This is a genomic window from Allobosea sp. ASV33 (assembly GCF_016428755.1).
Taxonomy (GTDB): domain Bacteria; phylum Pseudomonadota; class Alphaproteobacteria; order Rhizobiales; family Beijerinckiaceae; genus Allobosea.
In genome coordinates this window covers 20,692-33,289 of record NZ_JAELTI010000061.1, presented here as the reverse complement: position 1 = coordinate 33,289, position 12,598 = coordinate 20,692, and the positions used below count along the sequence as shown (strand labels likewise).

Below are 12,598 nucleotides of genomic sequence, written 5' to 3'. Positions count from 1 at the left end.
TAGTTGTTCACGGCATAGGACCAGATCAGGTCGTTCGGCCGGAGCATGTTGAAGGCGCCCGCCATGCGCGAACCGTCGAGATAGCCGGTCCGGGCCATCTGCTCCTCGATCGCGCGGATCTGCTCCTCGTCGACGAAGACCGAGAGCTCGCCGGCCTGCGAGAAATCGACCTGGGTGGTGAAGAAGGTTGCGCTCTCGATGCGCTTGTCGCGCACGGCCGCCATATAGGCCAGCGTCACGCCGAGCAGCGTGCCGCCGACGCAATAGCCGATCGCGGAGACCTTCTTTTCGCCCGTCGCCTCCTCGATCGTGTCGAGCGCGGCGAAGATGCCCTCGCGCATGTAGCTCTCGAAATCCTTGGCCGCATGGCGCGCATCGGGATTGACCCAGGAGATGCAGAACACGGTTAGCCCCTGTTGGACGCACCAGCGGATGAAGCTCTTCTCCGGGTTGAGGTCGAGGATATAGAACTTGTTGATCCAGGGCGGCACGATCAGCAACGGCCGCTTCAGCACCTGCGGCGTCGCGGGCGCGTACTGGATCAACTCGATGATCTCGTTGCGGAAGATGACCTTGCCCGGTGTCGTCGCGATATTGACGCCGACCTCGAAGGAGCCGGCATCGGACTGGCGGATCTTGAGCTCGCCGCCGCCGGCCTCGACATCCTCGGCATACATCTTCATGCCGCGCACGAGGTTCTCGCCGTTCTGCTGCAGCGTCTCACGCAGCAATTCGGGATTGGTCGCGACGAAATTGGTTGGCGAAAGGGCGCCGGCGATCTGCTTGATGTAGAAGCGCGCCTTTTCGCGCGTATGCGGATCGAGCTCGTCGGCCTTGTCGACCATCGTCTCGGCCCAGCGCGAGCCGATCAGATAGGCCTGCTTGATGAAGTCGAAGGTCGGGTGATTGCTCCAGTCCGGGTCCTTGAAGCGGGCGTCGCGCTTGTCCGGCTCGGCGACGGGAGCGACCTCCTCGCCGCTGGCGCGCTTCAGGGCCGCGCTCCACAGGTTCATGAAATCGCCGGTGAGAGAGGCCTGGGCCTCGATGATCTTCGAGGGATCGTTGACCCAGCGTTCGGCGACGCGGCCCAGCGTCTTGACCATGTCGCTAGCCTCGTCGGCCTGGCCGGTCTTGGCCTCGCCGCGTTCGAGCGGCTTGAGATAGGCGGCGGTGACCTTGCCGTACTCCTCGACGAGCCGGCCCATGTTCTGCGCGAACTGGTCGAAATCGGGAACGGCAGCTTCGGCCGGGCCGGTGGTCTCCTTGGCCTTGTCGTTGTTCCGGCTCATGCTGTGGTCCTTTCCCCCAGTCGTTATAAGGTAGCGCATCGCGCTCCAATTTTGGTCCTATTAAGGACGCAGCCGCTGTGCTTTACCAAGCAAAATCGTCGAACAGCCGGAAGCTCTCATGCCGATCGATCTCTCCGCGAAAAAGCCGCTTCTCCTCTCGGTGGCGCTCCTGGCCGGTGCCGTCCTGGCGGGGTGCGCGGGCGAGGGCGGCCTGAAAGGGCCGGCCGAGGCCATCGGCATGGCGACTACGCCGCAGGAATCGAAGGCCTTCGTCCGCGAGACCCGCCCGGCCAGCGCCGAATATATCCCCGTCGGCACGTCGATTCCGGTGGCGCAGCTCTGCGCCGGCCCGACGCCTCCGCCGGCCTATGTGCCGAGCGGGAACGCCGCGCGCTTCGCCACGCCCAAGCCGATCTACGATCCCAAGGCGCCTTGCAAGCCGCGGTCGGACTTCAAGTCGATCGAGGGCAGGCTCGATGGGCTGCAGAAGACCAACCAGGCCGCGGGGGACACCGCCAAGGCATTGGGCGCATCGACCAAGCCGCCGAAGCCTGCGGATATCCCGCCGACGAACTGACCTCATCCGGCCGGACGGGCTGGCGATCACCCGGCTTCGGCCCCGTCGCGATCTGCGCGCCGCAATATATTGCGTTTTTATCTCTGTCCTGACGAAAGATGCGATGCTAAGCAGCCTCGGCGCAAGGATGTGATCCGCGCCATACCGTGACACCGCCGCCGGCGGCCGAGGACCTGTTCGAGATGACCGATTTTCACCGTATCAAGCGCCTGCCGCCCTACGTTTTCGAACAGGTCAACAAGATCAAGGCAGCCGAACGCGCCAAGGGCGTCGACATCATCGATCTCGGCATGGGCAATCCAGACCTGCCGGCGCCGAAGCACGTCATCGAGAAACTGGTCGAGACCGCCGGCAAGCCGCGCACGGACCGCTATTCTGCCTCGAAGGGAATCGGCGGCCTACGCCGCGCCCAGGCGAACTATTACGAGCGCCGCTTCGGCGTGAAGCTGAACCCCGACACGCAGGTCGTTGCCACGCTGGGCTCGAAGGAAGGCTTCGCCAACATGGCGCAGGCCATCACCGGGCCGGGCGACGTCGTGCTGGTGCCCAATCCGAGCTACCCGATCCACGCCTTCGGCTTCCTGATGGCAGGCGGCGTGATTCGCTCCGTCCCGGCGGAGCCGACGCCGGCGATGTTTCCGGCGCTGGAGCGGGCGATGATGCATTCGGTGCCGAAGCCGATCGCGCTCGTCACCTGCTATCCCGCCAATCCGACGGCCTATGTCGCCTCGCTCGATTTCTACCGGGACCTCGTCGCCTTCGCGAAGAAGCACGAACTGATCCTGCTCTCCGACCTTGCCTATGCCGAGGTCTATTTCGACGAGAACAACCCGCCGCCCTCCATGCTACAGGTCCCCGGCGCGATCGATGTCGCGGTCGAGTTCACCTCGATGTCGAAGACCTTCTCGATGGCCGGCTGGCGCATGGGCTTCGCCGTCGGCAACGAGCGCCTGCTCGCGGCGCTGGCACGGGTGAAATCCTATCTCGATTACGGCGCCTATACGCCGATCCAGGTCGCGGCGGCTGCCGCTCTGAACGGCCCGGACGACTGCATCCGCGAGATGCGCGAGATCTACCGCAAGCGCCGCGACGCGCTGGTCGAGAGCTTCGGCAAGGCCGGCTGGGACTTCCCGGCCCCGGAGGCCTCGATGTTCGCCTGGGTCGCGATTCCCGAGAAGTTCCGCCATCTCGGCTCGCTGGAATTCTCGAAGCTGCTGATCGAGAAGGCCGAGGTCGCGGTCGCGCCGGGCATCGGCTTCGGCGAGCATGGCGACGACTATGTCCGCATCGCCATCGTCGAGAACGAACAGCGCATCCGCCAGGCCGCGCGCAATATCGGCCGTTTCCTCAAGGGCGCCGACACGACCCTGCATAACGTCATCCAGATGCCGAAGGCGGGGTAGGGTCCTTTCTCGCTTCCAGAGAAAGGACGCCGTCATCCCGGCCGCAGCGAAGCGGAGCGCCGGGATCCATCATAGAGCTCAGGCGCCTTGCGATGGATCCTGGATCGGCGCGGCTGCGCCGCTTGTCCGGGATGACGGCGCGAAGTTGTCCTGGGCAGCGACATCCTTGGCTCTGGACCGCGCTGCCAAAACATGGGAACCGATGCGGTGCGGACGGATTGCTCCGCATCGCGCTCGGGGCTCTTTTCCATGTCACGACAAGGCCGCCTGCTCGGCGTCGCTTTCGCCGTCTTCGCGCTGGTCTGCTTCGTCGCGACCTACGACTATTCCAAGGGCCGCATCCCGCAGACGCGTTCCGCACTGGTCTCGGACGTGCTCGAGGTCACCAACGGCCGTGAATGCGCGCGCGATGCCACCGATATCGTCACCCGCTACATTCCTGTCGGAACCAGCCGTGCCGATGCCGAGCGCGCCCTGTCCGAAGTGACGATCGACCCGCCGAAGCCCTGGTTCTGGACGCCGGCGGTCGAGAACAGCACGGTCGCGGAGGGCGCGACGATCGAGGCGCTGCACACTATCAAGGCGACGGCTTTCGGCACCAACCTGCTGCGCATCTATCTCGGCTTCGAGGACGGCAAGGTGAAGCGCGTCGCCGCCGAGGTCGTCTGCCATTTCGGCTGAGGCGCCATCCGTCCGAACAAGCCTGTTTCGTTAGGTCAATCGCCGGGTTATCCTGAGCGAGGGCTGCAACGACAGGTGCTGCCATGGAAGCGACGGACAAGGTTTTCGCCGGTCCCGTTCCGCAGATCTACGACCGGCTGCTCGTGCCGCTGATCTTTCAACCATATGCCGAAGATCTGGCCGTTCGCGTGATGGCGGCGGAGCCTCGGCGCATTCTCGAGATCGCGGCGGGAACGGGGGCTCTGACGCAGGAAATGGCGGCTCGCCTCGACAGTGGGAGCATCGTCGCGACCGATCTCAACCCGGCGATGCTCGACATCGCTGCCACGCGCTTCGCGGGCGATTGCCGGATCACCTGCCGCCAGGCGGACGCGCTCGACCTGCCGTTTGCGGATGAGAGCTTCGACACCGTCGCCTGCCAGTTCGGGACGATGTTCTTTCCGGACAAGGCGAAGGGCTATGCGCAGGCGCGCCGCGTCCTGAAGCCGGGCGGTCGCTTTCTGTTCAATGTCTGGGACACGGTCGAAGCCAACGCGTTCACCGCGGTCATGCTGGAGGCGCTGGCCGAGCTCTTTCCCGCCGATCCTCCGCGCTTTCTGGCGCGTACGCCGCATGGCTATCACGACGCCGGCACGATCGAGCTCGACATCATGGCCGGTGGTTTTCCGCGGCCGGATATCGAACGGGTCGAGAAGCGTTCCCGCGCCGATTCCGCGGCCGATGTCGCGGTCGGCCTGTGCCAGGGCACGCCGATGCGCGGCGAGATCGAGGCGCGTGGGACATTCGGCCTTGAAGCTGCCACCGAAGCCGTCGCGAAGGCTCTGGAGCGCCGCTTCGGCGCCGGCCCGATCGAAGCGGCCTTGTCGGCTTTCGTCGTTTCTGCCCGGCGCAACGAGGCTTGAGGCGATTTCGGAGGCGTCCGAGCGTGGCTCTCCGTTGACACGCATCGCGCCTCATGCGACCCCGCGCCAATGACCAGCGCGATCCTTTCGACCCCGTCCCAGCCTCTGCGCATCGGCATCGCCGGCCTCGGCACGGTCGGCGCGTCCACGCTGCGCATCCTGCGCCGGCAGGAGAATGCGCTTGCCGCCCGCTGCGGCCGCACGATCCGTGTCACGGCCGTCTCGGCACGCGACCGCAATCGCGATCGCGGCATCGACCTTGGCGGCCTCGCCTGGTTCGACGATCCGGTCGCGTTGGCGAAATCGGATGAGATCGATTGCTTCGTCGAGCTGATCGGTGGCTCGGACGGTCCTGCGAAGGCTGCGGTCGAGACGGCCCTGTCTGCCGGGAAGCATGTCGTCACCGCCAACAAGGCGCTGCTCGCAGCCCACGGCGTCGCGCTCGCCGAACTTGCCGAGAGCAAGGGCGTGGCGCTCGCCTTCGAGTCCTCTTCCGCCGGCGGCATCCCGGTGGTGAAGACGCTGCGCGAGGCGCTGGCCGGCAACAATGTCAGCCGCATCTCCGGCATCCTCAACGGCACCTGCAACTACATCCTCTCGCGCATGGAGGGAGAGGGGCTGACCTTCGAGGCCTGCCTCAAGGACGCTCAGCGCCTGGGCTACGCCGAAGCGGACCCGACCTTCGACGTCGAGGGCTTCGACACCGCCCACAAGCTCGCGATCCTGACGAGCCTCGCCTTCGGCACGAAGATCGACGCCGAAGCGATTCATGTCGAAGGCATTTCGGCGATCACGCCGCTCGACCTGAAGATGGCCGACGATCTCGGCTACCGCATCAAGTTGCTCGGCGTCGCCGAGCGCACCAAGACCGGTATCGAGCAGCGCGTGCACCCGACTATGGTGCCGAAATCCTCGCCGATCGCGCAGGTGATGGGCGTGCTCAACGCCGTCGCGATCGATGCCGACGCCGTCCGCGAGATCACGCTGGTCGGCCCCGGAGCCGGCGGCGACCCGACGGCCTCGGCCGTCGTCGCCGACATTGCGGATGTCGCGCGCGGCACTGCCGGCCTGCCTTTCGGCCTGCCGGTCGCCCGCCTCGAGGAGGCGAAGCGCGCGCCGATGCAGCGCCACGAGGGCGGCTATTATATCCGCCTCGCCGTCGCCGATCGCCCCGGCGCAGCCGCGGCAATAGCGACCCGCATGGCGGAAGCCGACATCTCCCTGGAAAGCATCGTCCAGCGCCGCTCGCCCGAGGCCGCCACGCGCGATCCCGGAGGCCGCTCGGGCGCGCCGGTCCCGGTCGTGCTCATCACCTACGCCACCAGCGAAACCGCGATCCGCGCGGCGCTCGAAAAGGTCACCGCCGACGGCCATGTCGCGGAACCGCCACAAGTTATCCGGATTGAACGCGAACAGGTCTGAAAAGACCTCCTTTCCATTCCCGATTTCAAAGGGGACCACATTTCATGTCCGTCGATCTTCGCATCTCCCCCGATCAGATCATCGAGCGCTATCTCTCGATGGAACTCGTGCGCGTCACCGAGCGCGCCGCCGTCGCAGCCGCCCGCCTGCGTGGCCACGGCAACGAGAAGGCGGCCGACCAGGCCGCGGTCGACGCGATGCGCCGTGAGCTGAACCGCCTGCCGATCGATGGTGAGATCGTCATCGGCGAGGGCGAGCGCGACGAGGCGCCGATGCTCTTCATCGGCGAGAAGGTCGGCAACAAGCAGGGCCCGAAGGTGCATATCGCGGTCGATCCGCTCGAAGGCACCACGCTTTGCGCCAAGGATATGCCGGGCTCGATCGCGGTGATGGCGATGGCCGGCGCCGGCAGCCTGCTCTATGCCCCCGACGTCTATATGGACAAGATCGCTTGCGGCCCGGGCTACGCCAAGGGCGTGATCGACCTCGACGCCTCGCCGGCCGACAACATCAACGCGCTGGCCAAGGCCAAGGGCGTCAAGCCGAACGAGATCTCCACCCTGATCATGGACCGCCCGCGCCATGCCAAGCTGATCGAGGAGGTCCGCAAGACCGGCTGCTCGATCCGCCTGATCACCGATGGCGACGTCGCCGGCGTGATCTTCTGCACCCAACCCGAGAAGACCGGCATCGACCTCTATCTCGGCATCGGCGGCGCGCCGGAAGGCGTGCTCGCTGCGGCGGCACTGCGCTGCGTTGGCGGCCAGATGCAGGGTCGCCTCATCCTCGACACCGAGGAGAAGCGCGTCCGCGCCGCCGGCATGGGCGTCAAGGACCCGAACAAGAAATACGACATGTCGGAAATGGCCTCGGGCGACGTCATCGTCTGCGCCACCGGCGTCACCGATGGCGGCATGCTTTCGGGCGTGCGCTTCGGCAAGGATTTCATCGAGACGGAGACGCTGGTCTATCGCTCGATCACCGGCACGGTCCGCCGCATCTATGGCGAGCACCGCGAGTTCTCGAAGTTCCAGCTCGATTGAGAACCACGACGTCATTCCAGGGCAGGCTGCAGGCCTGAGCCCGTAACCCAGAACCGGTGGTCCTGGAAGGAGAGGCACGCAGTTCGCCTCTCCTCGCGGCGGCAGCGGTTCTGGGTTCCGGGCTCTTTGCTTCGCAAAGCCCCGGAATGACGCCAGTGTTCTACCCAACAACCCCCGCCGCCGCCCGCCCGGCGGCGCGGCCCGAGAAGATGCAGCCGCCGAGGAAGGTGCCTTCCAGCGCCCGGTAGCCATGCACGCCGCCGCCACCGAAACCGGCGGCTTCGCCGGCCGCGTAGAGCCCCGGCACCGGCTCGCCGCCATCGTCCAGCACGCGCGACGACAGATCGGTCATCAGCCCGCCCAGTGATTTGCGCGTCAGGATATTGAGCCTGACCGCGATCAGCGGCCCATGCGCGGGATCGAAGATGCGGTGCGGCTTCGCCGTGCGGATCAGCCTGTCGCCGAGATAGTTGCGCGCGCCGCGCAAGGCCGTGACCTGGAGGTCCTTGCCGAAGGGGTTGGCCAGCGCCCGGTCGCGCGCCTCGATCTGCCCGCGCAGATGCGCCTCGTCGATCAGCGCCTCCCCGGTGAGCGCATTCATCCGCGCGACGAGACGCGAGACATCGCTCTCGACGATGAAATCCGCGCCCTTGTCCATGAAGGCCTGCACCGGGCCCGGAACGCCGCCACCGGCGCGTCCCAGCACCTGTTTCCAGCTCTTGCCGGTGAGGTCGGGATTCTGCTCCGAGCCTGACAGCGCGAATTCCTTGGCGATGATGCTGCGGTTCAGCACGAACCAGGAATAGTCGTAGCCGGTCCTCATGATGTGCTCGAGCGTGCCGAGCGTATCGAAGCCGGGGAAGAGTGGCACCGGCAGCCGGTTGCCGCGCGCGTCGAACCAGAGCGAGGAGGGGCCGGGCAGGATGCGGATGCCGTGGCTGGGCCAGATCGGCGCCCAGTTGGCGATGCCCTCGACATAGTGCCACATCCGGTCGCCGTTGATCAGGCGACCGCCCGCCGCTCGCGCCACGCCGAGCATGGCGCCGTCGACATGATCCGGCACGCCCGAGAGCAAGCGGGCAGGGGCCTGGCCGAGTCGCGCCGGCCAGTGGGCCCGGACGAGCTCGTGATTCCCGCCGATGCCGCCCGAGGTGACGATCACGGCCTGCGCGTTCAGGCTGAACGAGCCCACGACGCCACGTCCGCTCTTTTCGCCGCGCGCGACATCGCTCGGCTCCAGGACCTCGCCCTCGACGCCGTCGATCATGCCGCCGCTGCGGCTGATGCCGGTGACGCGATGGCGGAAGCGGAAGGCCAGCAGCCCCTTCGCCTGCGCTTCCTTCGCCCGGCGCAGGAAGGGCTCCAGCACGCCGGGCCCGGTGCCCCAGGTGACATGGAAGCGCGGCACCGAATTACCGTGACCGGTCGCGAGATAGCCGCCGCGCTCGGCCCAGCCGACGACCGGGAACCAGCGCATGCCCATCCCATGCAGCCAGGCTCGTTTCTCGCCCGCGGCGAAATCGAGATAGGCTTCAGCCCAGCGCCGCGGCCAGGCGTCCTCCGGCCGGTCGAAACCGGCCGAGCCGAACCAGTCATCCCCCGCCAGCGCGCGCGAATCCCGGATGCGCAGGCGCCGCTGCTCGGGCGTGTTGATCATGAACAACCCGCCCAGGGACCAGAAGGCCTGCCCGCCCAGGGATTGCTCCGGCTCCTGCTCGACCAGGATCACCTTGCGGCCGGCATCGGCGATCTCGCAGGCGGCGACCAGCCCCGACAGCCCCGCGCCGACGATGACGACATCGCAATGCTGCCCCATGGCCCGCCTTTTCCACTGTTTGCAGCGAGTATGGCGATCGGCCACAGCCCGGCAAGTTCGACACAGGTTGACCTTGCCGGCTGCTTGCGCGACGCCGGGTGCATCATGAGTCTGATGCCGCCCCGTGCTTTTCTCGGCGTGACCCGTTCGGCGCTCGGCCGCCCGTGGCGCGACCGGCTCGATATCGCCGGCCTCGGTCGGGCGGAGGCGCTGAGCCAGCAGCAGGGCCTGCCCGACATCCTCGCCCGCCTGCTCGCCGCGCGCGGCGTCGAGCCCGCCGAGGCCGCGCGCTTCCTCGAGCCGAAGCTGCGCGACGTCCTGCCGGACCCGAGCGTCCTCACCGATATGGGGGCCGCCGCCGCCCGGCTGGCGCAGGCCGGCATCAAAGGCGAGCGCGTCGCGATCTTCGGCGATTACGATGTCGACGGCGCCTGTTCCTCGGCCTTGCTCGCGGGCTTCCTGACCCAGGCCGGCGCCCGGCCGCGCATCCACATCCCGGATCGCTTGATCGAGGGCTACGGCCCCAACAGCGAGGCGATCCGCATGCTGGCAGGCGAGGGGGCGACCCTGCTCGTCACCGTCGATTGCGGCACGACCAGCGATGAGCCGCTTGCCGAGGCGCGCCGGCTCGGCCTCGATGTCGTCGTGCTCGACCACCATCAGGCGCCGGAGCGGCTGCCGGCCGTCGAGGCGCTGGTCAATCCGAACCGACAGGACGATCTCTCCGGCCTCGGCCATCTCTGCGCCGCCGGCGTCGTCTTTCTCGCGCTGGTCGCAACCAGCCGAGAATTGCGTCGGCAAGGTCACTGGGCGGCGCGTGGCGGTGAGCCCGATCTGCTGGCAGTGCTCGATCTGGTCGCGCTGGCGACGGTCGCCGACGTCGTGCCGCTACAGGGCCTCAACCGTGCCTTCGTGCGGCAAGGGCTCGCGATGATGCGCAGCCGCACCCGGCCGGGCCTCGCCGCGCTGATGGATGTTTCCGGCCTCGACGGGCCGATCCAGCCCTGGCATCTCGGCTTCCTGCTCGGTCCGCGCATCAATGCCGGCGGCCGCATCGGCGATGCCGCGCTCGGCGCCCGCCTGCTCCTGACCGATGACGAGGTCGAGGCGCGCACCATCGCGACCGAGCTCAATCGCTTGAATCAGGAGCGGCAGGAGATCGAGCGACAGGCCGTGCTGGAAGCGGTTTCGCAGGCCGAGCACGAGCTTGCCGGCATGGCCGCGATGCCGGTCCTGCTCGCCGGCAGCGCCGACTGGCATCCCGGAATCGTCGGCCTCGTCGCGGCGCGATTGAAGGAGCGCTTCCGCCGCCCGGCCTTCGCGCTGGCGCTGAACGGGGAGGGCGGCGCGACCGGCTCCGGCCGCTCGGTCGCGGGCGTCGATCTCGGCCGTGCCGTGCGGGCCGCCGTCGAGACCGGCCACGCGGTCAAGGGCGGCGGCCATGCCATGGCGGCGGGCGTGACGCTGGCGGCCGGCCAGGCCAGCGACTTCCATGGCTTCCTCAACGACTATCTGCTGCGCGAGGTCACGGCCGTCGGCGATGCCGAGGCGCTGTTGGTCGACGCTGCGCTCAGCGCCGGCGGCGCCAATCCCCGGCTCCTCGCCGAGATCGACAAGGCCGGCCCCTTTGGCTCGGGCAGCCCGGAGCCGGTCTTCGTCTTCCCGGCCCACCGCCTGACCGATGCCGTCGAGATCGGCTCCGGCGGCCATGTCCGCATCAAGCTGCGTTCGGGGGACGGCGCCAGCATCGGCGGCATCGCCTTCCGGGCGGCGCAGGAGCCGCTCGGCCAGGCCATGTTCGCCGCACGCGGCGAGATGGTGCACGTGGCCGCGACGCTTTCGCTCAATCGCTGGGGCGGCCGGGAAACGGCGGAATTGCGCATCCTCGACCTCGCCCGGCCGGTCTGAGACGCTGCCGGCTATTTTCTTGTGAACGGGTGCTTGCGGAGCGGCAGGCCTGCCACTATACCTCGCCCCGCTTCGGCACGAACCCCAGCGGTTCGCGGCAAAGCGGTCTTCGTCTATCGGTTAGGACACCAGCCTTTCACGCTGGGAAGACGGGTTCGATTCCCGTAGACCGCGCCACTCTTGCGCACCCTCGCGATATCAGGCCGCTTCGCACTCCGCCCGCCGGGGCTGCGACGAATGCGCCCGTCGTTCTCCCGGGTTGCGCCCGGCAGATGCTGTGTTCTCCCGACGGACCTGCTAGGGGAAGGATATTCTCCGTGTTAGCCGGCAGGGCCTCATGCAGCTTTCTCCCAATTTCGACGAGCGGATCGATCGCCGCGGTACCCATTCGGCCAAATGGGACAAGATGGAAACCGTCTATGGCGTGCCGGCCGATGGCGGCATCGCGATGTGGGTCGCGGACATGGATTTCCGCCCGCCGGCCTGCGTGCAGCGCGCCCTCGACGACATGAACGCCCATGGCGTCTACGGCTATTTTGGCGATGACCGGGCCTATCTCGCCGCGATCCGCTGGTGGATGTCGAACCGGCACGACTGGGAGGTCGACCCCGCTTCGGTCTTCACCACGCATGGCCTCGTCAACGGCACCGCGCTCTGCGTCGAGGCCTATACCAAGCCCGGCGACGGCGTCGTGCTGATGACCCCGGTCTACCACGCCTTCGCGCGCATCGTGACCTCGTCCGGGCGCAACGTCGTCGAATGCCAGCTGGCGCGGGAGGACGGCCGCTACGTCCTCGACATCCCCGCCTGGGATGCTGCGATGACCGGCAAGGAGCGGATGCTGATCCTCTGCTCGCCCCATAATCCCGGCGGGCGCGTCTGGACGCGCGACGAACTGCGCGCGATCGCCGATTTCTGCAAGCGCCACGACCTCATCCTGGTCTCGGACGAGATCCACCATGACCTCGTCATGCCCGGCCAGAAGCATACGGTGATGCCACTCGCGGCGCCCGAAATCATGGACCGCCTGGTCATGATGACGGCGACGACCAAGACCTTCAATATCGCCGGCGCCCATATCGGCAACGTCATCATCCCCGACGAGCGGCTGCGGGAGTTGTTCCGCGGACGCATGGACGCGCTCGGCATCTCCCCGAATTCCTTCGGCATGGCGATGGCCACCGCCGCCTACAGCCCCGAGGGTGCGGCCTGGGTCGATGCGCTGAATCTCTATCTCGACGGCAACCGCCGCATCTTCGACGCCGGGGTCGACGCGATCCCCGGCGTGCGTTCGATGCCGCTGGAATCGACCTATCTCGCCTGGGCGGATTTCTCCGGGACCGGCATGGACCCGGCCGAGTTCACCGCGCGCGTTGAGAAGCAGGCGAAGATCGCCGTCAATCACGGCCCAACCTTCGGCAAGGGCGGCGAGAGCTTCCTGCGCTTCAACCTGGCGACGCCACGCTGCGTCGTCGAGGAGGCCGTCGCGCGCCTGAAGCTGGCTTTCGCCGATCTGCAATAGGCCGGAGTGCCGACGCTTCGGAAGGGAAAGGCCCG

At 67.4% G+C, this 12,598-nt stretch carries 10 protein-coding genes and 1 tRNA gene; 9 read left to right on the top strand and 2 right to left on the bottom strand.

Annotation, left to right across the window (positions count from 1 at the left end):
- A partial coding sequence (locus tag JHD80_RS17490; RefSeq protein ID WP_199089874.1) for a class I poly(R)-hydroxyalkanoic acid synthase occupies positions 1–1,289 on the bottom strand: 1,289 nt, incomplete at its 3' end.
- Positions 1,290–1,407: 118 nt separating this feature from the next.
- Here JHD80_RS17490 and JHD80_RS17485 point away from each other — a divergent pair.
- The 6 genes from JHD80_RS17485 (at position 1,408) to glpX (ending at position 7,317) form a co-directional block, all read left to right on the top strand.
- A complete protein-coding gene (locus tag JHD80_RS17485; RefSeq protein ID WP_199089872.1) occupies positions 1,408–1,866 on the top strand; it encodes a hypothetical protein in 459 nt (152 codons plus the stop codon).
- A gap of 182 nt (positions 1,867–2,048) precedes the next feature.
- Complete coding sequence (locus JHD80_RS17480) at positions 2,049–3,269, top strand: LL-diaminopimelate aminotransferase (RefSeq protein ID WP_113585628.1); 1,221 nt, start codon at positions 2,049–2,051, stop codon at positions 3,267–3,269.
- A 249-nt stretch (positions 3,270–3,518) separates the two neighbouring features.
- Complete coding sequence (locus tag JHD80_RS17475; RefSeq protein ID WP_199089870.1) at positions 3,519–3,950, top strand: hypothetical protein; 432 nt, start codon at positions 3,519–3,521, stop codon at positions 3,948–3,950.
- 83 nt (positions 3,951–4,033) lie between these two features.
- Positions 4,034–4,852, top strand: coding sequence for a class I SAM-dependent methyltransferase (locus JHD80_RS17470; protein ID WP_199089868.1), 819 nt, complete (start codon positions 4,034–4,036; stop codon positions 4,850–4,852).
- 69 nt (positions 4,853–4,921) lie between these two features.
- The gene (locus JHD80_RS17465; protein WP_199089866.1) at positions 4,922–6,274 is read left to right on the top strand and encodes a homoserine dehydrogenase; all 1,353 of its coding nucleotides are present in this window, start codon (positions 4,922–4,924) and stop codon (positions 6,272–6,274) included.
- Between the two features lie 44 nt (positions 6,275–6,318).
- Complete coding sequence (gene glpX / locus JHD80_RS17460) at positions 6,319–7,317, top strand: class II fructose-bisphosphatase (protein ID WP_199089864.1); 999 nt, start codon at positions 6,319–6,321, stop codon at positions 7,315–7,317.
- A 160-nt stretch (positions 7,318–7,477) separates the two neighbouring features.
- On the opposite strand, the gene JHD80_RS17455 is transcribed toward glpX, so the two are convergent.
- Positions 7,478–9,133, bottom strand: coding sequence for an FAD-binding dehydrogenase (locus JHD80_RS17455; RefSeq protein WP_199089862.1), 1,656 nt, complete (start codon positions 9,131–9,133; stop codon positions 7,478–7,480).
- Between the two features lie 114 nt (positions 9,134–9,247).
- Between JHD80_RS17455 and recJ the strand changes: the two genes are divergently transcribed.
- From recJ to JHD80_RS17440, 3 genes are all read left to right on the top strand, one after another.
- A complete protein-coding gene (recJ, locus tag JHD80_RS17450) occupies positions 9,248–11,041 on the top strand; it encodes a single-stranded-DNA-specific exonuclease RecJ (RefSeq protein WP_465246531.1) in 1,794 nt (597 codons plus the stop codon).
- A gap of 102 nt (positions 11,042–11,143) precedes the next feature.
- Positions 11,144–11,218 (top strand) — tRNA-Glu (locus tag JHD80_RS17445).
- Between the two features lie 160 nt (positions 11,219–11,378).
- Positions 11,379–12,563, top strand: a complete 1,185-nt coding sequence (locus tag JHD80_RS17440; RefSeq protein ID WP_199089858.1) for a MalY/PatB family protein — start codon at positions 11,379–11,381, stop codon at positions 12,561–12,563.
- The last annotated feature ends 35 nt before the right edge of the window (positions 12,564–12,598 follow it).

Bases quoted from the DNA above. Each gene is read 5' to 3' on its own strand.
- recJ (WP_465246531.1), top strand. From the start codon at position 9,248: ATGCCGCCCCGTGCTTTTCTCGGCGTGACCCGTTCGGCGCTCGGCCGC.
- glpX (WP_199089864.1), top strand. From the start codon at position 6,319: ATGTCCGTCGATCTTCGCATCTCCCCCGATCAGATCATCGAGCGCTAT.
- JHD80_RS17470 (WP_199089868.1), top strand. From the start codon at position 4,034: ATGGAAGCGACGGACAAGGTTTTCGCCGGTCCCGTTCCGCAGATCTAC.
- JHD80_RS17465 (WP_199089866.1), top strand. From the start codon at position 4,922: ATGACCAGCGCGATCCTTTCGACCCCGTCCCAGCCTCTGCGCATCGGC.
- JHD80_RS17480 (WP_113585628.1), top strand. From the start codon at position 2,049: ATGACCGATTTTCACCGTATCAAGCGCCTGCCGCCCTACGTTTTCGAA.
- JHD80_RS17440 (WP_199089858.1), top strand. From the start codon at position 11,379: ATGCAGCTTTCTCCCAATTTCGACGAGCGGATCGATCGCCGCGGTACC.
- JHD80_RS17455 (WP_199089862.1), bottom strand. From the start codon at position 9,133: ATGGGGCAGCATTGCGATGTCGTCATCGTCGGCGCGGGGCTGTCGGGG.
- JHD80_RS17485 (WP_199089872.1), top strand. From the start codon at position 1,408: ATGCCGATCGATCTCTCCGCGAAAAAGCCGCTTCTCCTCTCGGTGGCG.
- JHD80_RS17475 (WP_199089870.1), top strand. From the start codon at position 3,519: ATGTCACGACAAGGCCGCCTGCTCGGCGTCGCTTTCGCCGTCTTCGCG.